The 20,854-nt window shown below is 61.5% G+C and carries 22 protein-coding genes; 15 read left to right on the forward strand and 7 right to left on the reverse strand.

Features of this window, described 5'->3' with window-relative positions; genetic code table 11:
- Nucleotides 1-212: 212 nt before the first annotated feature.
- The 4 genes from V0R37_RS07345 (at nt 213) to V0R37_RS07360 (ending at nt 5,864) form a co-directional block, all read left to right on the forward strand.
- Nucleotides 213-3,845 (forward strand): hydantoinase B/oxoprolinase family protein, encoded by a 3,633-nt coding sequence (locus tag V0R37_RS07345; RefSeq protein WP_420373902.1) that lies wholly within the window; start codon nt 213-215, stop codon nt 3,843-3,845.
- A 97-nt stretch (nt 3,846-3,942) separates the two neighbouring features.
- Entirely contained in the window at nt 3,943-4,776 is an 834-nt protein-coding gene (locus V0R37_RS07350; protein WP_420373903.1) for a peptidoglycan DD-metalloendopeptidase family protein, read from the forward strand.
- A gap of 69 nt (nt 4,777-4,845) precedes the next feature.
- On the forward strand, nt 4,846-5,520 hold the full coding sequence (locus V0R37_RS07355; RefSeq protein WP_420373904.1) for an AzlC family ABC transporter permease: 675 nt from the start codon (nt 4,846-4,848) through the stop codon (nt 5,518-5,520).
- Nucleotides 5,517-5,864 (forward strand): hypothetical protein, encoded by a 348-nt coding sequence (locus V0R37_RS07360; protein ID WP_420373905.1) that lies wholly within the window; start codon nt 5,517-5,519, stop codon nt 5,862-5,864. The genes V0R37_RS07355 and V0R37_RS07360 overlap by 4 nt, the downstream gene beginning before the upstream one ends.
- On the opposite strand, the gene V0R37_RS07365 is transcribed toward V0R37_RS07360, so the two are convergent.
- From V0R37_RS07365 to xth, 6 genes are all read right to left on the reverse strand, one after another.
- Entirely contained in the window at nt 5,854-8,124 is a 2,271-nt protein-coding gene (locus tag V0R37_RS07365; protein ID WP_420373906.1) for a RelA/SpoT family protein, read from the reverse strand. The genes V0R37_RS07360 and V0R37_RS07365 overlap by 11 nt on opposite strands.
- A gap of 16 nt (nt 8,125-8,140) precedes the next feature.
- Nucleotides 8,141-8,344: a DNA-directed RNA polymerase subunit omega gene (rpoZ, locus tag V0R37_RS07370; protein ID WP_132640522.1), complete on the reverse strand. Its 204-nt coding sequence runs from the start codon at nt 8,342-8,344 to the stop codon at nt 8,141-8,143.
- A gap of 30 nt (nt 8,345-8,374) precedes the next feature.
- A complete protein-coding gene (gene gmk / locus V0R37_RS07375) occupies nt 8,375-9,010 on the reverse strand; it encodes a guanylate kinase (protein ID WP_420373907.1) in 636 nt (211 codons plus the stop codon).
- Between the two features lie 99 nt (nt 9,011-9,109).
- Nucleotides 9,110-9,463 (reverse strand): hypothetical protein, encoded by a 354-nt coding sequence (locus V0R37_RS07380; protein WP_420373908.1) that lies wholly within the window; start codon nt 9,461-9,463, stop codon nt 9,110-9,112.
- Complete coding sequence (locus tag V0R37_RS07385; RefSeq protein ID WP_420373909.1) at nt 9,432-10,091, reverse strand: class I SAM-dependent methyltransferase; 660 nt, start codon at nt 10,089-10,091, stop codon at nt 9,432-9,434. The genes V0R37_RS07380 and V0R37_RS07385 overlap by 32 nt, the downstream gene beginning before the upstream one ends.
- Before the next feature lie 156 nt (nt 10,092-10,247).
- Entirely contained in the window at nt 10,248-11,033 is a 786-nt protein-coding gene (xth, locus tag V0R37_RS07390; RefSeq protein WP_420373910.1) for an exodeoxyribonuclease III, read from the reverse strand.
- Nucleotides 11,034-11,150: 117 nt separating this feature from the next.
- Between xth and V0R37_RS07395 the strand changes: the two genes are divergently transcribed.
- From V0R37_RS07395 to V0R37_RS07445, 11 genes are all read left to right on the forward strand, one after another.
- On the forward strand, nt 11,151-11,297 hold the full coding sequence (locus V0R37_RS07395; RefSeq protein WP_420373911.1) for a hypothetical protein: 147 nt from the start codon (nt 11,151-11,153) through the stop codon (nt 11,295-11,297).
- A 133-nt stretch (nt 11,298-11,430) separates the two neighbouring features.
- Entirely contained in the window at nt 11,431-12,612 is a 1,182-nt protein-coding gene (locus V0R37_RS07400) for an acetyl-CoA C-acyltransferase family protein (RefSeq protein WP_420373912.1), read from the forward strand.
- Complete coding sequence (locus V0R37_RS07405; RefSeq protein ID WP_420373913.1) at nt 12,605-13,375, forward strand: spermine/spermidine synthase domain-containing protein; 771 nt, start codon at nt 12,605-12,607, stop codon at nt 13,373-13,375. The genes V0R37_RS07400 and V0R37_RS07405 overlap by 8 nt, the downstream gene beginning before the upstream one ends.
- 102 nt (nt 13,376-13,477) lie before the next feature.
- The gene (locus tag V0R37_RS07410; protein WP_420373914.1) at nt 13,478-14,446 is read left to right on the forward strand and encodes an ABC transporter substrate-binding protein; all 969 of its coding nucleotides are present in this window, start codon (nt 13,478-13,480) and stop codon (nt 14,444-14,446) included.
- A gap of 101 nt (nt 14,447-14,547) precedes the next feature.
- Nucleotides 14,548-15,441: an ABC transporter permease gene (locus V0R37_RS07415; protein ID WP_420373915.1), complete on the forward strand. Its 894-nt coding sequence runs from the start codon at nt 14,548-14,550 to the stop codon at nt 15,439-15,441.
- A 1-nt stretch (nt 15,442) separates the two neighbouring features.
- On the forward strand, nt 15,443-16,237 hold the full coding sequence (locus V0R37_RS07420) for an ABC transporter ATP-binding protein (protein ID WP_420373916.1): 795 nt from the start codon (nt 15,443-15,445) through the stop codon (nt 16,235-16,237).
- A gap of 69 nt (nt 16,238-16,306) precedes the next feature.
- Nucleotides 16,307-17,065, forward strand: coding sequence for an endonuclease/exonuclease/phosphatase family protein (locus tag V0R37_RS07425; protein WP_420373917.1), 759 nt, complete (start codon nt 16,307-16,309; stop codon nt 17,063-17,065).
- Entirely contained in the window at nt 17,062-18,276 is a 1,215-nt protein-coding gene (gene clsB, locus V0R37_RS07430) for a cardiolipin synthase ClsB (protein WP_420373918.1), read from the forward strand. Before V0R37_RS07425 ends, clsB begins: the two co-directional genes overlap by 4 nt.
- Entirely contained in the window at nt 18,273-19,277 is a 1,005-nt protein-coding gene (locus tag V0R37_RS07435) for a lysylphosphatidylglycerol synthase domain-containing protein (RefSeq protein WP_420373919.1), read from the forward strand. Before clsB ends, V0R37_RS07435 begins: the two co-directional genes overlap by 4 nt.
- A 145-nt stretch (nt 19,278-19,422) precedes the next feature.
- Nucleotides 19,423-19,752, forward strand: a complete 330-nt coding sequence (locus V0R37_RS07440) for an ElaB/YgaM/YqjD family protein (protein WP_420373920.1) — start codon at nt 19,423-19,425, stop codon at nt 19,750-19,752.
- 17 nt (nt 19,753-19,769) lie between these two features.
- The gene (locus V0R37_RS07445) at nt 19,770-20,348 is read left to right on the forward strand and encodes a hypothetical protein (protein ID WP_420373921.1); all 579 of its coding nucleotides are present in this window, start codon (nt 19,770-19,772) and stop codon (nt 20,346-20,348) included.
- A 75-nt stretch (nt 20,349-20,423) separates the two neighbouring features.
- Here V0R37_RS07445 and V0R37_RS07450 read toward each other — a convergent pair whose 3' ends face one another.
- Complete coding sequence (locus V0R37_RS07450) at nt 20,424-20,744, reverse strand: BON domain-containing protein (protein ID WP_420373922.1); 321 nt, start codon at nt 20,742-20,744, stop codon at nt 20,424-20,426.
- Nucleotides 20,745-20,854 lie beyond the last annotated feature (110 nt).

The raw sequence follows: 20,854 nt of genomic DNA on the forward strand, positions 1-20,854 counted from the left end.
CCCGCATAGCTGCCCGATTGTAGTGTGGGATAGTGTCCATATATGCCGCTGCATGCTTAATTTAGGGTAATTCCTAGTGGGGTGCATAGCGGGTTTGCGCGGCGCCGGGGAAGCGGAGTTTAATGGCTTCCTTTATGCTTGAACCAAACGGCCGATGGGCGGCCGGGCCGACCCGTTTCTTTTTTTAGGGGCCGGCGACAAGGAGAGTTTTGATGGCGAAGTGGCAGTTCTGGGTTGATCGAGGCGGTACCTTCACGGATATAGTGGCCTTGAGCCCCGATGGGCGGATTTCCAGCTCCAAGCTGCTATCCGAGAATCCGGAGCACTATAGCGATGCGGCGGTCGCCGGCATCAGGCAGTTTCTGGGGGTGCCCGCCGGACAGGCCGTGCCCGCGGGGCTTATCGCCTGCGTCAAGATGGGCACGACCGTCGCCACCAATGCGCTGCTGGAGCGCAAAGGCGAAAGAACCGTCCTGCTGACGACCCGCGGCTTTCGCGATGCCTTGCGCATCGCCTACCAGAACCGCCCGCGGCTGTTCGACCGGCATATCGTCCTGCCCGAACTGCTTTACGAGCAGGTGCTTGAAATCGATGAGCGCGTCGACGCGTCCGGGCATGTCATCAAGCCTCTGGACCTGGCCGCTGTGCGCTCGCAACTGGCGCCCATCCATGCCCAGGGCATACGCGCCGTCGCCATCGTATTCATGCATGCCTGGCGCCAGGCCGGCCATGAAGCCCAGGTGGCGCAGTTGGCCCGAGACATGGGATTTACCCAGGTATCGGCATCGCACGAGGTCAGCCCGCTGATTAAGTTCGTGTCGCGTGGCGATACGACGGTGGTGGACGCCTATCTGTCGCCCATATTGCGGCGCTACGTTGGCCAGGTGGCTTCCGAGCTGCCCGGCGTGCCCCTGCTATTCATGCAGTCCAGCGGCGGCCTGACGCATGCCGATCGCTTTCGCGGCAAGGACGCCATCCTGTCGGGACCGGCGGGCGGCATTGTCGGGATGGCGCGCACCAGCGAGCGGGCGGGCTTCGACAAGGTCATCGGTTTCGATATGGGCGGCACCTCGACCGATGTATCGCATTATTCGGGCCAGTTCGAGCGCGAATTTGAAACGCAGGTGGCCGGGGTGCGCATGCGGGCGCCCATGATGAGCATACACACGGTCGCCGCGGGAGGCGGTTCCATTCTGCACTTTGACGGGGCCCGCCTGCGCGCCGGACCCGATTCGGCGGGCGCCAATCCTGGCCCGGCAAGCTATCGGCGCGGCGGCCCGCTGACGGTCACCGACTGCAATGTGATGCTGGGCAAGATACAGCCGGACTTTTTCCCCCATGTCTTTGGCCCGGAGGCGAATGAAGAGCTGGATGCCGATGCGGTGCGCCGGCAGTTCCAGGCCATGGCAAAGGACGTCGAACAGGCCACGGGCAACAGCCTGGCGCCGGAAGCCTTGGCCGAAGGATTTTTATCCATTGCCGTGGGCAATATGGCCGAGGCCATCAAGCGAATTTCGGTTCAGCAGGGCCACGATGTCACCGCCTATGTCTTGACCGTATTCGGCGGTGCGGGCGGGCAGCATGCCTGCCTGGTCGCTGATGCGCTGGGCATGACGCGCATCTTTTCGCATCCCTACGGCGGCGTGCTGTCGGCTTACGGCATGGGCCTGGCGGATCAGATCGAGATACGCCAGCAAACGGTGGAACAGGTGCTGGAACCCGCCTTGATCCCCGTCCTGGATCAGTATCGGGATCAGTTGAGCGCCCAGGCCGCACAAGGCCTGTACGAACAGAATGAGAAGCACACTCCCGTCCGGCTTGCATGCCGGATCCATGTGAAGTACGAGGGTACGGATACCGCGCTCGAAGTTCCGTTGACGGATTCGGTCGATGCAATGCAGGCGGCGTTCGAGGGTGTCTATCGCCAACGCTATTCCTTTCTGATGCGTCAGCGGCGACTGGTGGTTGAATCCATTTCCGTGGAAGCCAGCCTGCCGGGCGATGCGGCGCGCGTAGCGCCCGATTCCGGCACGGACCGGGCCGGGCCCGTGCAGCCCAAGGCGCGCCGCGCCATGTTCAGCGGGGGGGAATGGCACGATACGCCTGTCTACGATCGAGCCGGCCTGCAGGCCGGCGATGAAATCGACGGGCCCGCCATCATTTCGGAACCCAACCAGACGATTGTGGTCGAGCCGGAGTGGCGCGCGGCGCTGTCGGTTCAGGATCATTGGATCATTACGCGCAGCAAGCCGCTGACGGCGCAAGCCGCGGTCGATTCCAGCGTCAATCCCATCATGCTCGAGGTCTTCAACAACCTGTTCATGTCCATCGCCGACCAGATGGGTGTGCGCCTGCAAAACACCGCCTATTCCGTCAACATCAAGGAAAGGCTGGATTTCTCCTGCGCGCTATTCGACGTTGAAGGCAATCTGATCGCCAATGCGCCCCACATGCCCGTACACCTGGGTTCCATGAGCGAATCCATCAAGACGGTCATGCGCGAGAATGCCGGCACAATGCGGCCCGGCGATGCCTATGTGGTGAACGATCCTTATCACGGCGGTACGCACCTGCCCGACGTCACGGTCATTACGCCCGTATTCGATCGCGCCGGGACGCGCCTGCTGTTCTTTGTGGGTTCGCGCGGCCACCACGCCGACATAGGCGGCCTGACGCCGGGCTCCATGCCGCCGGACTCGCGTACGGTCGACGACGAAGGCGTATTGTTCACCAACTTCCAATTGGTTCGCGACGGTGAGTTCCGTGAAAAGGAAGCACGCGCCATCCTGGCCTCCGGCGCCTGGCCGGCGCGCAATCCGGATCAGAACCTGGCCGACCTGCGCGCGCAGATTGCGGCGAACGAGAAAGGCTCGCGCGAATTGCTGGCCATGTGCGATCAGTTCGGCCTGGAGGTGGTCAATGCCTATATGAAGCATGTCCAGGACAATGCCGAAGAAGCCGTGCGCAAGGTCATCACCAAGCTGCGCGACGGCCGTTTCGACTATGCGTTGGACAATGGCGCGCATATACGGGTGGCCATCACGGTCAGGCAGGAGGACCGGAGCGCGACCATCGATTTCACCGGAACCTCGCCCCAATTGGAAAACAACTTCAATGCGCCCGCATCCATTGCGGTGGCCGCTGTGCTGTATGTGTTCCGCAGCTTGGTTGATGACGATATTCCCCTGAACGCGGGATGCCTGAAACCGCTGGAGATCATCGTGCCCGCCGGCTCCATGCTGAATCCCAATCCGCCCGCCGCGGTCGTGGCCGGCAATGTGGAAACATCGATGTGCATCGTCAACGCCTTGTATGGCGCGCTTGAGGTTTTGGCGGCCAGCCAGGGCACCATGAACAACTTCACCTTCGGCAATCAGCAATACCAGTACTACGAAACCATTTCCGGCGGCACGGGGGCCGGCCCCGAACGCATCGGCGAGCCCTTCGATCAGGCGGGCGGGTTTGCGGGCACCTCGGTGGTACAGGCCCATATGACCAATTCGCGCCTGACCGACCCCGAAGTGCTGGAGTTGCGGTTTCCCGTCCGCCTGGAATCCTATGAGATCCGCAAGGGCTCGGGCGGAGCCGGGCGCTGGCCGGGCGGGGATGGGGGAGTGCGCAAAGTCCGTTTCCTGCAAGCCATGACGGCCGCCATCCTGTCCAATAACCGCGTTTTTCCGCCGCTGGGATTGGCGGGCGGACTGCCGGGAGCCCTGGGCCGCAATTATGTGGAGCGAGTCGACGGCAGCAGATCCGTGCTGGGCCCCCAGGACAGCACCGAGCTGGAGCCCGGTGATGTCTTCGTGGTGGAAACGCCCGGCGGCGGGGGCTACGGGCCGCCGTAGCGGCGCCGGGCCGGCCGTGTGGCCCGGCCTGGGCCTGCCAAGGTAGAATCGGGGTCGGCGCCCACAGCGCCGTATCAATCAGCAGCGGGAAGCCCAGATGCAGCGTGTCATAGCCTTTTTCATTCTTAGCCTGTCCTGGCCGGCCGCCGTGCTTGCGCAGGGCTATATGGCGCGCGTCCTGCATCATCCCGTGCCGGGCGGTGTGGCCGTCATCCCCCTGGGCACGGCCGAGCAGGCGCCCAAGGTGTTCTATGGCAAGGACAGGGTCATGGTGCTGCGCGACAGCGACCAGCAATGGATAGCCGTCGTGGGCATCGATCTGAAAACCGCCGCGGGCCGGCGCGCCATCCGGGTCGAGGGAGCGCAAGGGGAAGTCGGCTTTCAGGTGGGCGCCAAGAATTACAAATCCCAGCACATCACCTTGAAGAACAAAAGCCAGGTGAATCCCGACCCCGAGCAAGTCCGGCGCTACGAGCGCGAATACAAGGAACAGATCGACGCCTACCGGCGGTTCCGCGACGCGGGGCCCAGCAATGTGGTCCTGGACAGGCCCGTGACCGGGCGCTTGTCCAGCCCCTTCGGCTTAAGGCGCTTCTTCAACGGCGAAGAGCGCAACGCCCATTCGGGCCTGGATTTCGCCGTCCCGGCCGGTACGCCGGTCAAGGCGCCGGCCGATGGCGTGGTGACCATCGTGGCCGACTATTTCTTCAATGGCAAAACGGTGTTCATCGACCATGGACAGGGTTTCATTACCATGTACTGCCATCTGTCGGCGTTCCAGGTCCGGCAGGGCCAGGAAATCCAGCGCGGCCAGGTCGTCGGCCAGGTGGGCGCCACCGGCAGGGCCACGGGGCCGCATCTGCACTGGAACGTCAGCCTGAACAATGCACGCGTCGATCCCGCGATCTTCATCAACGCCTTTCAACCATGATGCCAGGCGAACGTATGCAAGAATATTCTTTGCCGCTGGCGGCATCTTCCGGCCATAAGTAAGCGCTTTATGAAATCCGCTTTTCTTCGCGGCCTTGCCGACAGCGTGTCGATCGCCGTGGGCTATGTGCCAGTAGCCATTTCCTTCGGCCTGGCCGCCGTCTATGCCGATATCTCCCCCCCCATGGCGGTGCTGACGTCGGTGCTGGTCTATGCCGGAGCCAGCCAATTCATACTCGTCAGTCTGATCGCCGGCGGGGGAGCGGCCGCCAGCGTGGTCGGGATCGTGCTGTTGATGAATCTGCGCCACTTGTTTTACGGTCCCGCACTGATGGCGCGGTTCGATGGTGAACGGCGCTTGCCGCTGATTGCGATGGCCGCCGGCCTGACCGACGAGGTCTTCGCCACGGCGATCGGCAAGCTCGAGCGGTTGCCAGGCTCCGATCGCGAAGGGTGGTATGCGGGCCTGCAATTGGGTGCGTATCTATCATGGGTGGGCGGTACGGCGGTGGGGGCTTATTTCGGCCACGACTGGATCCGCGATTCCGTCATTCTTTCGCAGACCCTGGGGTTCGTGTTGCCGGCCCTGTTCTTTGCCTTGCTGCTGGAAATCAGGCAGTTGGTTCCCTTGCGGGTGCTGGCCGTCGCCGCGGTGGCAACGCTGCTGGGCCTGTGGCTGCTGCCTCCGTATGGGGCCATCGTGCTGGGCATGTTGGCCGGGGCCTGGCTGGCGGGGCGCCAATGAGCGGATCAAGCTTGCTGTGGGTTATCGTGCTAAGCGGCGCCGGCACCTTGCTGATCCGCTTGCTGCCTATGATCTGGCAGGACAAGGGAATTCGGAAAGCGGCCGGGCGGGGCGGATTGCGCCGGGCGCTGGACGCCATCGGCCCGTCGGCCATTGTGGCGCTGTTGGTGGTTTCATTCTGGGGCATGGTGGCACCGCAGGCATCCGTCCAGGCGGTGGCGCCGATCGTGGCCGGACTGGCGGGCGTGTGGCTGGGTAAAAGACTGCTGCATACCATCGCCTGGGCGACGCTGGCCGGCGTCCTGGCTTATGGATTGACGCTGTGGGGACTGGCTAGCCTTTAAGACGGACGATCTTCTGTACCTGGGGCACGTGGCGTATGGCCCGTATCACCTGGGCCAGGTGCTTGCGGCTGTCGACCTGGACGGTAAGGTGCAGCAGGCCGGTGGAGGCCGCGTCGTCCTGCATGGTCAGGTGCATGATGTTGGAGTCCGCCTCGGTGATCTCGGCCGCCAGGCGGCCCAATACGCCGCGTTCGTTGATAACGGTGACATCCAGGCGGGTCGACAGGTGGCGGGCGGTATTGCTGTCCCACATCACGGGTATCCAGCGTTCGGGCTCGCGCGCCCGCGCACGCTGCGCAACAGCGCATTCTTCCATGTGTACGACCAATCCATGCCCCAGGCGTATTCCGCCTATTATGGCATCGCCCGGCAAGGGTCCGCAGCAGGGCGCCAACTGGACCGCTTGCCCTTCGTTGCCGTGGATCAGTATGGGCGTGCTGGCGGCCGATGTGAACTCGTCGACCGCGGCGGCCGTCGTGGCCAGTATGGCGTTCTCGGGTGCGAAGCGCCGGGCGACGACCGCCGCCAGCCTTTTTCCCAGGCCGATGTCGGCCAGGATTTCTTCGCGTGAGCTGGCGCCCGAGCTTTTTGCCAGCTTTTCCCATTCGGGATCGGCTTCGGCCGGATGAGGCAAATGCAGTTGGTCGAAGGCCTGATTGAGCAGGCGTTGGCCGAAGGCGATGGACTCTTCGTATTTGACGGTGCGCAGATAATGGCGGATTTCGGAGCGGGCCCGCCCGGTGCGCACATAGTTGAGCCATTGGGCGCTGGGCCGGGACGCGGGCGAGGTGATGATCTCGACGGCGTCGCCGCTTTTCAGCTCGGTGCGCAATGGGGTGAATTCGCCGTTGATCTTCGCAGCGACAGCCTGGTTGCCGATGTCGGTGTGGATGGTATAGGCGAAATCGACCGGCGTTGCGCCGCGAGGCAGCGAGATGATCTTGCCTTGCGGTGTAAAGACGTAGACCGCGTCGGGGAACAGGTCCACCTTGACGTGCTCAAGGAATTCGCCCGAGTCGCCCGTTTGGCTTTGTATGTCGAGCAGGGACTGCAGCCACTGATGGGTGCGCTTTTGCAGGTCGTTGAGCGTGACATCGTCGTCTTTGTACAGCCAGTGCGAGGCCACGCCTTCTTCGGCGACATGGTCCATGTCGCGGGTGCGGAACTGGAATTCAACCGGTGTGCCGTAGGGGCCCACCAGAGTTGTGTGTAGCGATTGATAGCCATTCAGTTTGGGGATGGCGATGTAGTCCTTGAACTTGCCCGGCACGGGCCGATACAGCTGATGCAGCGTGCCCAATGCCAGGTAGCATTCGGGCAGGGTATGGACGATGACGCGGAATCCGTATATGTCCAGCACGTCGGAAAATGACTTCTTCTGCTCCGTCATCTTCGTGTAGATGCTGTACAGCGATTTTTCGCGGCCGCTGACTTCAGCCTCGATGCCGGCGGCGGGCAAGGCCACGCGCACGGCGTCCGATATCTTGCCCAGTACTTCGCGGCGATTGCCGCGGGCCGCCATCATGGCTTTGTGCAGTACTTGATAGCGGTTGGGATAGATGGCTTGGAAACACAGGTCTTGCAGTTCGCGAAACAGGGCGTTCAAGCCCAGCCGGTGCGCAATGGGCGTGTAGATTTCCAGTGTTTCCCGGGCGATGCGCCGCCGTTTCTCGGGACCCACCGCGCCCAGGGTGCGCATATTGTGCAGTCGGTCTGCCAGCTTGATGAGGATGACGCGCACATCGCGCGCCATGGCCAGGAGCATCTTGCGGAAGCTCTCGGCCTGCTGTTCCGCCTTGGTGGCGAACTCCAGCCGGTCCAACTTGGACAGGCCATCGACAATTTCGGATACGTCGGCGCCGAATTTTTCGGCCAGCTCTTGCTTGGTGACGCCCTGATCTTCAATGACATCGTGCAGCAGCGCCGCCATGAGGGAGTCGGCGTCCAGCTTCCAGCCGGCGCAGATTTCCGTAACGGTGATCGGGTGGGATATATAGGGTTCGCCGCTGGCCCGGAATTGCCCCAGATGGGCCTGGTCGGCAAAACGGTAGGCTTCCTTGATGCGCTCGACGTCTTTGGGGTCGAGGTAAAGACTGATGATCTTGGTGAGCGGCGCCAGCGAGGCGATGGTGTTGGGCGGCGTTTCGACGCCTGGTATCAGGGCTGGCGTCTTGGTGGACTTGCGCCTGCGCAGCCTCGGGCCTTTCTTGAGAACCGCCAAGAGGCCGGAAGACGCGCCGCGAAGACCTGAAAACGCCATGAGCCGCCCCGGTAAATCAGGTTGGGACTTTGCGCAGCATTTCCAGGCCGGTCACGCCAGCGGCGATTTCGCGCAAGGCGGTGACAGTGGGTTTGTCCTTGCTGTCCAGGCGAGGCTCGTGGCCTTGGGCCAGTTCGCGCGCGCGATAGGTGGCTGCCAGAGTCAGATTAAAGCGATTCGGAATTTTTTCGAGGCAGTCTTCAACGGTAATGCGGGCCATTTTTAACCTATAGATGTGGGGTTGGACGTGTCAGGCGACAGTTTTACTGATGCCCAGTTGACTAAAGAGTTCGGCATTGCGTGCCGACTGCGTGCCGTAACGCAGGCGGGTCGCGGCCAGGATTTGGCCCAATTGCAGCAATGCGACGCTAAATTCTTGATTAATAATAACATATTGGCACTCCGAGGCGTGCGACATTTCGCTGCCGGCGGCCAGAAGACGCCGTGAAATCACGTGGGGAGCATCCTGGCCGCGCTTGGTCAGGCGGGCCTCCAGCGCTTCGATGGAGGGCGGCAAAATGAATATGCCTATGGCTTGCGGATAACGTTCGCGTATCTGGCGCGCGCCTTGCCAGTCGATTTCGAGCAATACATCCTTGCCTTGCTGCAATGCTTCATCGATACGGTCGCGCGGCGTGCCGTAGTAGTTGCCATGGACTTCCGCCCATTCCAGCAAGGCATCTTTTCGGCGCAGCGCCTCGAATTGTTCATGACTGACGAAACGGTAGTGCTTGCCGGCTTCCTCGCCGGGGCGCGGTGCGCGGGTCGTGCAGGAAATCGACAGGACCACGGACGGATCTTCGGCCAGCAGGGCGTTGACCAAACTGGATTTACCCGCGCCGCTGGGCGCCACGATCATGAAAATATTGCCGGAATAAGACGACATGATTATTGAATAGTAACAAATGAGAGGGGCAAGAATAGCAAATTCCCGCCCTCTTGTTTGTCTGGCGCGGGTTTGATCGCGCCGAAAGCGGCGTGTGCGTCAGTTCAATCGGCTTGGAAGGCCTGCATGGGTGTCGGGATCTTGTCCCAATTCTTCAAGGGTATTCCGGAAAACGGAGACGTCCGCGCACAAGAAGACCGCGGCGTCGCCCGGATTCATGTTGAAGGCAATATCCTGGATTTGCTCGCGCGCCTGGTCGGGCTGGACTATGGCCGCCACATGGACATCGCCGTCCTGTTCGAATTGTTCCTTGGGCACGAAATCGGCGACCCGCTCGATATCGGGCTCGCTGATCACCACATAGGCGCGGAACTGCAGCTCTTCGATGGTGACGTCGAGGATCGCGCCTTGTTCCAGTGTGTCAACGAGGCGGCTCAGGGGATTCATGCTCATGGGGGGCGGGCAGCTTGGCTGTTCTAAATGAAAAGGTGGTGATGTTGGCGGGCGGCAGGTTGGCCCATACTATCTTCGAGCTGGTTTGTTGCGCCTGCAGATGCCTGCGCCATTTGGGTTGGCGCAAATTGTACGTGAATTGAACGGCAATCCCGTCGTCGTGCAGCAGTTGCTGCCACTGCTGCAGTATGGATTGCGTCATGGGTTCGGGCAGCGAGCATAGGGGCAGGCTGGATACGATGGCGCGGACCCTGCTGCCTTGGGGCACCAGATGGCCAAGGTCGGCCGCATTGCCTTGGACCACATTGACATGAGGGAAGCGCTTGCGCAGGCGCTGGACGAAAGGGCTGGAAAATTCGACCACCAGCAGGCGGTCTGGAGATACGCCGTGATTGAGCAGCGCCTGGGTGATGACGCCTGTGCCGCCGCCCAGTTCGACGATCAGGCCGCTGTCGCTGCGCGGGACCTGCCTGGCCATATGGCTGGCCAGGTAGCGCGAGCTTGGACAGATGGCGCCGATAATGCCGGGCCTGGCGCACAGCTCCTGTAAAAAAAGCCCTGGCGCGATGTTTTTAAAGTAGTCGGACACCCGCCCGACCCGCCCAAGCCTGAGTACCCGATGCATCATACGACTCCATCCTGTTCAAGTTTGCGCTACGTTAACAGCAGAATCAGCACAGCGAATGACGAAATGTAAAGCCGGACCAGGCTTAGGCCAGTCGTAAATTCCGCAAGTCGGGGGCGTGGCGGAAGTATATCGTTTCCACTTATAAAAAGGTGCAGCCTATCGGTTGAAATCGAGCGTCGCGATCACGGGCGCATGGTCGGAAGGCTGCTCGTTGGCACGCGGGCCCTTGTCGACCACGCATCCGCTGCAGTAGGGCAGCAGGGCGTCGGACAGCAGGACGTGATCGATGCGCAGGCCGGCGTTCCGGCGGAATGCGAAACGGCGATAATCCCACCAGGTAAAGGTCTTCTCGGCCTGCTCGAATTGGAGGAAAGCGTCGGTCAGTCCAAGGTCGAGCAGGGCCGAGAACGCCGCGCGCTCGGGTTCGGAAACCAGCACATCCCCCACCCATTTGGCAGGGTCATGCACATCTTCGTCCCTGGGGGCCACGTTGTAGTCTCCCAATATGGCCAGGCGCGGATAGCGCGCCAGCTCGTCCTTCAGCCAATCGCGCAATGCCTGGAACCATCGGAGCTTGTACTCGTACTTGTCGCTGGCCAGGGATTGTCCATTGGGGCAATAGGCGCTGATGACACGTATGTCGCCGATGGGGCTGGACAGGGTGGTGGCGATGATTCTCTGCTGGTGATCGTCGAAGCCCGGTATGTTGCGCTGTACTTCAAGGCATTCCATCGGCGCGATAACGGCCACCCCGTTATAAGTCTTCTGGCCCGCCCACTGCGCCTGATAGCCGATTTCCCGGAAGGCATCCAGCGGAAACTTGTCGTCGGCCAGCTTCAATTCCTGCAAGCACAGGGCACTGACGCGATTCGCTTCCAGCCATTCGAGTACTTGCGGCAAGCGCACTTTAAGAGAGTTGACGTTCCATGTGGCTAGCTTCATATGCTTTCCATTTTATGTAAGTTATTGACGTAATTGATTTAATTTTCGTTATAGGGTACCCTAATAGAGTACGAGGGCGCACGGGGCGCCCTTTGTAATGCATCAAGGAGAATCAGCATGTCAAGCAAAAAACCGACTGTGAAGAAGCAGCCTTTTGTGATTGAACCGTTGAACTGGGTGGCTCCAGGCGTCGATCACGATGAATCGGAAAAGCGGGGTGAAGACGCCAAGCAGGGCGTTCCCGCAAAAGAAGCTCAAGACTAAGGGTTTTCTCCTCTGCTTACCAAACACGGCAGGACGCATGTCCTGCCGTGTTTCATTTCTGGGCTAGATCATAGCGCGTTACTATTCCTTATTGGCCGTACAGCCAAAACGGATACTGAATCAGGAGATCTCGATGGAAGATATTTTCGTGGTTGGCGCCAGCCGCACAGCCGTTGGCGATTTCGGCGGCGCCCTCAAGGATGTGCCGCCCTGCGATCTGGGCGCACTGGTCTTGCGAGCGGTGCTCGACCGTAGCAATGTGTCGCCGGCTGACGTGGGCCACGTCGTTTTCGGGCATGTCATCAACACCGAACCGCGCGATATGTACTTGTCGCGGGTCGCGGCCATGCATGGCGGCATCGGCCATGCCACGCCGGCGTTCAACGTCAATCGCTTGTGCGGCTCGGGCCTGCAAGCCATCATTTCCGCCGCGCAGGCCCTGAAACTGGGCGACGCCCAGATCGCCATCGGCGCGGGGGCCGAAAGCATGAGTCGGGCGCCGTATATCGCTCCGTCGCAGCGCTGGGGCGCGCGCATGGGCGATAGCGCCCTGGTGGACATGATGGCGGGAGCCCTGTCCGACCCTTTCGATAAAACCCATATGGGCGTCACGGCCGAGAACGTGGCACAGAAGTACTCCGTAACGCGTCAAGACCAGGACGACCTGGCGCTGGTGTCGCATCAGCGCGCGGCGGCGGCCATCAAGCAGGGCTACTTCAAGGAACAGATCGTTCCGGTCATCCAGAAAACCCGCAAGGGCGACATTGTGTTCGACACCGACGAGCATGTGCGCCTGGACGCCACGGCCGAAAGCTTCGCCGCGTTGCGGCCCGTTTTCCAGAAGGAGAACGGCACGGTCACCGCCGGCAACGCCTCGGGGTTGAACGACGGCGCGGGCGCCGTCCTGCTCATGACGGGCTCCGCCATCAAGGCGCGGGGCCTGGCTCCGATGGCCCGGCTGGTGTCCTATGGGCATGCCGGCGTCGAGCCCAAGTACATGGGCATAGGGCCTGTACCCGCCACGCGCATCGCATTGGAAAAGGCCGGGCTCACCGTTGGGCAAATGGATGTCATCGAGGCCAACGAAGCCTTCGCGGCCCAGGCCTGCGCGGTCAGCAAAGAGCTGGGATTCGATCCCGCCAAGGTCAATCCCAACGGTAGCGGCATCAGCCTGGGCCACCCTATCGGAGCCACCGGCGCCATCATTACCGTCAAGGCGCTGCACGAACTGAACCGCATACAAGGCCGCTATGCGCTGGTCACCATGTGCATAGGCGGAGGGCAGGGCATCGCTGCCATTTTTGAACGTGCTTGATCCAGAACCCCTGCTGGACGATTCTCCCACGCTGTCCGAACAGGGCGGCGTGCGCTACCTCCATTTCGGCACGGAATGGGTTCAGGGCGCCATGCGCATGGCCAAGCCGGACGAGCTGGTGCTGGCTTATACCCAGCAGATGATGGCCTGGCTGCTGTTTCTCGAGCCTCGTAAAACGGACGAAGTCGCCATACTGGGTCTGGGCGCCGGCTCCTTGCTGCGCTATACGCTCAAGCATACGCCGGCCTTGGTCGAGACGGTGGAATGGAACCGGGCCGTGACCGCGATCTGCCGCATGTATTTCCGCCTGCCTGAAACGCGGCGCTCCGCCATCGATCATTGCGACGCGGGACTATGGGTCGAGAAGACCGCGAACTTCGGCCGCTACATGGCCTTGATGGTCGATCTGTACGATGCCCACGCTCAAGGCCCCGTGCGCGATTCGCTGGAGTTCTATCAGGGCTGCCATCGGGCTCTGGCGGATGCCGGCGTCATGACGGTCAATCTGTTCGGGGACCATGCCAGCTTTCCACCCAATCTGAAGAATATCCGCGAGGCATTCGGAGGACGGGTGCTTGAACTGCCGGAGATCGATGCGGGCAATCGCATCGTGCTGGCGTTCAAGGGTCCCTTGCTGGATGTATCGACGCGGCAATTGCTGGAGCGGGCGCAGGATGTCGAATCGGCCTATGGACTGCCGGCGCGGCGGTGGGTCCGCTCATTGCTTGTCCAGCATGGGCCCGGCGGGTCGCTGGCGATTTAACGGCAGGGATTTCCCTTGAGACAATCCAGCCTTCGACGCGTTAGACTTACGTCCATCCGCGACACTTTGCAGCTGTCGCCCGTATTCGTTAAGGAGCTCCACATGAGGTTTAACACGTCCGCCAAGCTGGCCTTCGGCGCCATGGCCATGATGGGGGCGCTGGCGCAGGCGCCGGCTTCCGCTCAATCCGTTGCCGTCACGTCGATCGTCGAGCATCCCGCCCTGGACTCGATCAAGGATGGCGTGCACGAAGCCCTGGCCAAGGCCGGCTACACCGAGGCCAAGGGCCTGAAGTGGCAATTCCAGACGGCGCAGGGCAACACCGCCATCGCCGCCCAGATTGCGCGCAAGTTCGTGGGCGACAAGCCCGACGTCATCGTCGCCATCGCCACACCGTCGGCGCAGGCCGTGGTGGCTGCCACCAAATCCATACCGGTGGTGTATTCGGCGGTGACCGATCCGGTGGCCGCGCAATTGGTCAAGTCCATGGAGCCTTCGGGAAGCAACGTTACCGGTGTTTCGGACAGCCTGGCACTGGAAAAACAGATCGACCTGATCAAGAAAGTCGTGCCTAATGCCAAGCGTGTGGGCATGGTTTACAACCCGGGCGAAGCCAACTCGGTCGTGGTCGTCAAGCAGATGCGCGAGCTCCTGCCCAAATCGGACATGTCGCTGGTTGAAGCCACCGCCGCGCGCACCGTCGACGTGGGGGCCGCCGCCCGCAGCCTGGTCGGCAAGGTCGACGTCATCTACACCAATACCGACAACAACGTGGTGTCGGCCTACGAGGCCCTGGTCAAGGTGGGCAACGATGCCAAGATTCCCCTTATCGCCTCCGATACCGACAGCGTCAAACGCGGCGCCATTGCCGCCCTGGGCGTCAATTACCACGACCTGGGCATACAGACCGGGAAAATGGTCATCAAGATACTCAAGGGCCAGAAACCCGGCGAGCTGGCTTCCGAAACCAGCGACAAGCTCGAACTGTTCGTGAATAAGGGTGCGGCCAAAAAACAAGGCGTGACTCTGTCGGATGCCTTCGTGAAATCCGCGACCAAGGTCATCGAGTAAACGGACAGCAGCGCATCGATTAAAATTCATGCTTCCATATAAACAGGTGGGTTGTTGCAAGCAGCCCGCCTGTTTGTTTTTTGGTTTTACCGGTTAGATACATGTCTATTTATTCATTATGGGGCGCGCTGGAAATTGGGCTGATCTTTGGCCTGGTGGCTTTGGGCGTCCTGATCTCCTTTCGGATACTTCGATTCCCCGACCTGACCGTGGATGGCAGCTTCCCGCTGGGCGGGGCCACCGCCGCCACCCTGATCAGCGCCGGCATGGATCCCTTTAGCTCCACGCTCATCGCCACGCTGGCCGGCGCAGTCGCCGGAATGATCACGGGGTGGCTGAATGTCCGCCTGAAGATCATGGATCTGCTGGCCAGCATCCTGATGATGATCGCCTTGTATTCGATCAACCTGCGCATCATGGGCCGGCCCAATGTGCCGCTGATCTCCGACCCCACCGTTTTCACGGTCTTGCAGCCCGAAGGCATCAGCGACTACATCATGCGTCCGCTGATCCTGCTGGTCGTGGTCGTGGCGGCCAAGCTGGCGCTGGATTGGTATTTTTCCACCAAGACGGGTCTGGCCATGCGCGCCACCGGCTCCAACCCCCGCATGGCGCGCTCCCAAGGAGTAGCCACCGGTGGGCAGATCCTGGCCGGCATGGGCATATCCAATGCCTTGTGCGCGCTGGCCGGCGCGCTGTTCGCACAATCGCAGGGCGGTGCCGATATCTCCATGGGCATAGGCACCATCGTCATCGGCCTGGCGGCGGTGATCGTGGGCGAAAGCATCATGCCCTCGCGCAGGCTGGTCGTGATCACCTTGGCGGTGATCGTGGGGGCCATCCTGTACCGTTTCTTCATCGCCCTGGCGCTGAATGTCGACTTCATCGGCCTGAAGGCGCAAGACCTGAATCTGGTGACGGCGGTGCTGGTTACCATTGCCCTGGTCATACCATTGCTGAAACAACGCCTGCGCGGCAAGAACGGAGGGCGCTGAGATGTTAAGCGCAAAGAACCTGAACATTACGTTCAACGCGGGCACGCCCATTGAAACCCGTGCCTTGCGGGGCATGTCGCTGGACATCCCCGCCGGCCAGTTCGTGACCGTCATCGGATCAAACGGGGCGGGCAAATCCACCTTCCTGAATGCGGTTTCGGGCGACCTGCCCATCGACAGCGGCACCATCATCATCGATAACCAGGATGTCACGCGGCAGCCGGTCTGGGAACGCGCCAAGCAGGTGGCCCGGGTGTTCCAGGATCCCATGGCGGGAACATGCGAAGACCTCACCATCGAAGAGAACCTGGCCCTGGCCTACAGCCGCGGCGAACGGCGCGGTTTCGCCAGGGCGGTCAGGCATTCCATGCGCGATGAATTCCGCGAGCGGCTGTCCATCCTGGGCCTGGGCCTGGAGAACCGCCTGACCGATCGCATCGGACTGCTTTCGGGTGGTCAGCGGCAGGCGGTCAGCCTGCTTATGGCGGCCTTGCGCCCTTCGCGTATTTTGCTGCTCGACGAGCACACGGCGGCGCTGGATCCGCGCACGGCCCAATTCGTGCTCGACCTGACCGCCCGCATCGTGTCGGAAAGCCGGCTTACCACCATGATGGTCACGCATAGCATGCGCCAGGCGCTGGACGTGGGCGAGCGCACCGTCATGCTGCACCAGGGCAACGTCGTGCTCGACGTTGCAGGCCCCGAACGGCAGGGCCTCGATGTTCCCGATCTATTGAATATGTTCGAGCGCGTGCGCGGTGAAAAGCTGTCCGACGACGGCCTTTTGCTGGGGTAGATTCCGGTGTGATGGCCCTTAGGCATGGGGCTTGCTGCATAGCGGCGGTGTCGACTGCCGCAGGCCCCCATGACTCTCGAGGATCCGCTCGTTCTAAAAATACTTACCGTAAACACGCATAAGGGCTTTACGGTTTTCAACCGCCGCTTCATCCTGCATGAATTGCGCGATGCCATACGTGCCACGCACGCCGACATTGTTTTCCTGCAGGAAGTGCTGGGCGCGCATCACCATCATGCCCAAAAGCTCGCCCGCTGGCCTGCGACCAGCCAGTATGAATTCCTGGCGGATTCGATATGGGGAGACTATGCATACGGGCGCAACGCCGTCTATCCTCACGGCCATCACGGCAATGCCGTGTTGTCGAAATTTCCCATTACCCGTTACAACAATATCGATGTCTCCATAGGCCGGCACGAGAAGCGCGGCCTATTGCATTGCGTCCTGAAGCCGCCGGGCAGGGATACCGACATACATGCGATTTGCGTGCATCTGGGGCTGCGGGAAAAACACCGGGGCAGCCAGCTTGCCTACCTGTGCCGCCTGATCAAGGAAATCCCTCCCGAGGCGCCGTTGGTTGTGGCGGGGGATTTCAATGACTGGCGATTGCGCGGGCAAAAAACACTGATGCGCTCCAGCGGCTTGAAGGAGGTCTATCGCGAGCGGCATGGGCAGGTGGCGCGCAGCTATCCGGCGCGTTTTCCCCTGCTGCGGCTGGATAGGGTCTATGTCCGCAGTGTGGAGGGCTTTGAACCTGTCGCACTGGCATCCAGGCCCTGGACCCACTTGTCGGATCACGCGCCCCTGGCCGTGGAGTTGACGCTATGACCGCAGTCGCATGGACCTCGGGAAATTCCCTGGAATTGCTGGAGAACGGCGAAGCTTTTTTCCCCGCCGTGTTCGACGCGATACGCCAGGCCCAGCGCAGCGTGGTGGTGGAAACCTTCATCATTTTCGAAGACGAGGTGGGCGCGCGGCTGCAGCAGGTCGCGATAGAAGCGGCACGGCGCGGCGTGCGCGTCGACATCACGGTCGACGGCTACGGTTCGGCCGATCTGTCCGCGCAGTTCATCGACGCCATGACCTGCGCTGGGGTCGCATTCCATGTATTCGATCCCAGGCCCAGGCGTTTGGGCATGCGCACCAATCTGTTCAGGCGCCTGCACAGGAAGATCGTCGTGGTGGACGATGTCGTGGCATTCGTCGGCGGCATCAACTTCAGCGCGGATCATCTGGCCGATTACGGCCCCACCGCCAAACAGGATTACGCCGTCTCGATACGCGGCCCGCTGGTGGACGACATAGCCCGTTTCGAGGCCGAGGTGCTGCAGCCGGTGCGGCCGCGGTTTTCATGGCGCGGGCTGCGCCGCAAGAGCAAGGCGCCGGATTCCGTGCCGGGCGATAGCATGGCGGCGCTGGTGGTACGCGATAACGACCAGCACAAGACCGACATCGAGACTCAATACCGCGTTGGCCTGCGCGCGGCGCAGCGGGACATACTCATTGCCAATGCCTATTTTTTCCCGGGCTACCGCTTTCTGCGCGACTTGCGCAATGCGGCCAAACGCGGCGTAAGGGTCCGCCTTGTCCTGCAGGGCGAACCCGACATGCCTGTGGCCCGTTTCGTCGCCACGATGCTGTATGACTATCTTTTATCGGGCGGCGTCCAGATCTACGAGTATTGCGAGCGGCCATTGCATGGAAAAGTCGCCATCGTCGATGGCATATGGTCCACCGTCGGCTCAAGCAATCTGGATCCCTTGAGCCTGGCGCTTAATCTGGAAGCCAATATCCTGGTCAACGACAGGCATTTCAGCTCCATGCTGCAACAGCGCCTCGAGTCCCTCATAGAAAGCGATTGCCGGTTGATGCGCCGCGAGACGGCGCCCCGCAGGAAAATTCAGCGTGTGTTGGTCGGCGTGTTCGTCTTCCATTTCCTGCGCCGCTTTCCTTCCTGGGCGGGGTGGCTGCCTGCGCGCAAGCCGGTGCTCAGGTCGATTCCCGCGCCCATGGACGAGCAGGCCGAGGAGCGGCCATGAACGCCGGAGCGAAAGGCGGCTTGGGCTGGTGGCGCGCTCATTGGCCGCGTATCCGCAAGATAGCCACCGCCAGCTTCATCGCGCTGGTCGTTGTGCTGCTTTGCATGGCGGCAACGCGTGTCGAATGGGGTGAAGTGCTGGGCGCCATCAGCGCGCTGCCGAGCCGGACCTTATGGGTGGCGGGATTGATCGCCGCAGCCAGCTATGCGGTCTACAGCAGTTTCGATCTGCTGGGAAAATACTACACCGGGCATGGCCTGGCATGGTGGCGGACGATGATGGTGGGCTTTATCAGCTACGCTTTCACCATGAACCTGGGCGCTCCAGTGGGGGGCGTCGGTTTGCGCATGCGGCTGTACTCCAGGCAGGGATTGAAGCAGGGCGTGGTCATGCGCGTGATGGCGCTAAGCCTTGCAACTAATTGGATAGGCTACCTGTTGCTGGCCGGAGCGTTGTTTGCGGCCGGCGCGGTGGCGCTGCCCGACGAGTGGGAGCTGGGCAATGGCGCGCTGCGCTTGATTGGCGCGGCGATGGCCCTGACCGGAGTGGCCTATCTGTTTCTCTGCGGTCTTTCCAATACCCGCTCCTGGACCCTATGGGGGCATGAAATCGAGCTTCCCTCCCTGGGCCTGGCAAGCCTCCAGATTTTCATTGGCATGCTGAACTGGGCATTGATTGCGGCGGTGATCTATGTGCTGATGCAGCAAAAAGTGGCCTATCCCTTGGTACTGGGCACCTTGCTGATTAGCGCTATCGCGGGGGCCCTGGCTCATATTCCGGGAGGGCTGGGCGTTATCGAATCGGTTTTCATCGCCTTGCTGGTTTCGCCGTCCATGCCGCGCTTCCAGATACTGGGCGCCATCCTGGTGTATCGAGCCGTTTATTACCTGGGGCCCTTGCTCATCGCGGGGGCCTGGTATCTGGCTGCAGAGGCAAAAATGGAACGCAAGCCGAAAAGCGATAAGTCCGACATCCGCTGTACGAATTACCCCTATCGGTAATTTCTGCCAGCCGCCCCAAATGAGAAGGGGAGCCCCGCGATTTTGCCGTCCGGCACGTTGATTGCTTGGCGAAAGGAGTGGCCTGCGCAAGGGCGGCCATGCGCTTCGAGCGTTTCGGGGGCATTGACAAGGAGCATCTATGATTATGGACAAACATCGTGCGGATATGCGCAAGCAGAAAGAGCGGGTTGCCTATGACACCCGGGAATTGATCGCCAGCACGGAAGCACTGCTGCGTTCAACCGCCTCGTATACCGGCGCGGAAATCGAGGCGGCACGTGAAAATCTTCGCTTACAGCTGGAAGCGGCGAAAGAGCAGACAGGGCGATTGAACCGGGTGGCCGCCGAGAAAATTGGAAAGGCCTCTACGATCGCCGACGAGTACGCGCACAACAATCCCTGGCGATTGCTGGGGGCGGCGGCGGTGGTAGGGGCCATTGCGGGCTTTTGCCTTACCGGCAGCAGGCGCCGCTGACTTTCCGGAGAAAGATCATGTCACTGATCGTAGCCGCGCGTTTCGACACCTTCGATTCGGCTCAGGGCGCCGCCGCGGCGCTTATCAAAGAAGGTATCGCGCCCGACGCATTGCATACCTTCTTCGTCAATCCAGCGGGAGCGCATGACCGCTATGCGCTGGGTGGCGACAGGGCTGCCGATCCTGATTCGCAAGGAGGGCATTTCGGCGCGGTCGGCGGGGCCGCCGCTGTCGGCATCGTCGGCGCGTTGATAGGAGCGGTGGTCGCCTTCTCATTTTCCACTTCTTTTCTGATTGTTGTGGCGGGAGCGGGCGCGGGGGCTTATATCGGTTCGCTGGCCGGAGCCATGTATGTGCTGGGCAAATCCCGGCCGCGCCGTAATCTGCAGGAGGCGGTCAACGCAAAGATGAATGAAGGGCGCGCCTCCGGGGTATTGCTGGCCGTCCATACTTCGCCCGAGCATGAAAAACACGTGGCGCGGATACTGAAGGATGCCGGCGGGCGGGAAGTGGAGCGTGCGCAGGGGCGTTGGGACGAGGGCGGATGGGAGGACTTTGACCCGTTGGTAAGCCCGCAATTGGAAAAGGATATCTGAGCGCACCGCACATGGATGGCCTTGCCCCGCCGCGGATTGCTCCGCGCGGGGCAAGGCCATAGGGGTGCCCGTTGCTTAGGGCTGCTGGCCCACCTTGATGTTGTAGTCCACTTTTTTCACACCCGCGACCTGGCGTGCGGCCTGCACCGCGTTTTGCGCCGCAAGCTGGTCATCCACGCTGCCGCGCAAGGTGACGACGCCTTCATATGTGCTTACCTGGATGTTGTTCGCATGCACCCCGGGCACAGATACCACGGCAGCCTGAACATTGGTGTTGATGGATGCGTCATCCGTGTACTGCGCCGCGCTGCGCGGAGCGGGATCCCCCGCGCAGGCGCCCAGTGCGAAGGCGGCGGCCACGATCATGACTATGCGGGAAAATCTATGCTTGGCCATATAGACCTCCTTTTCGAAAAAATGAAGGAGCCCTGTTTATTGCGGGGCTGCTGCGCCCTGGCAGCAAGCCTTGTGCCGGGGCTCGGTTCCGGGCAAGGCAGTGGTCTGAA

The organism is Pollutimonas rozaliensis (assembly GCF_048751585.1).
Classification (GTDB): domain Bacteria; phylum Pseudomonadota; class Gammaproteobacteria; order Burkholderiales; family Burkholderiaceae_B.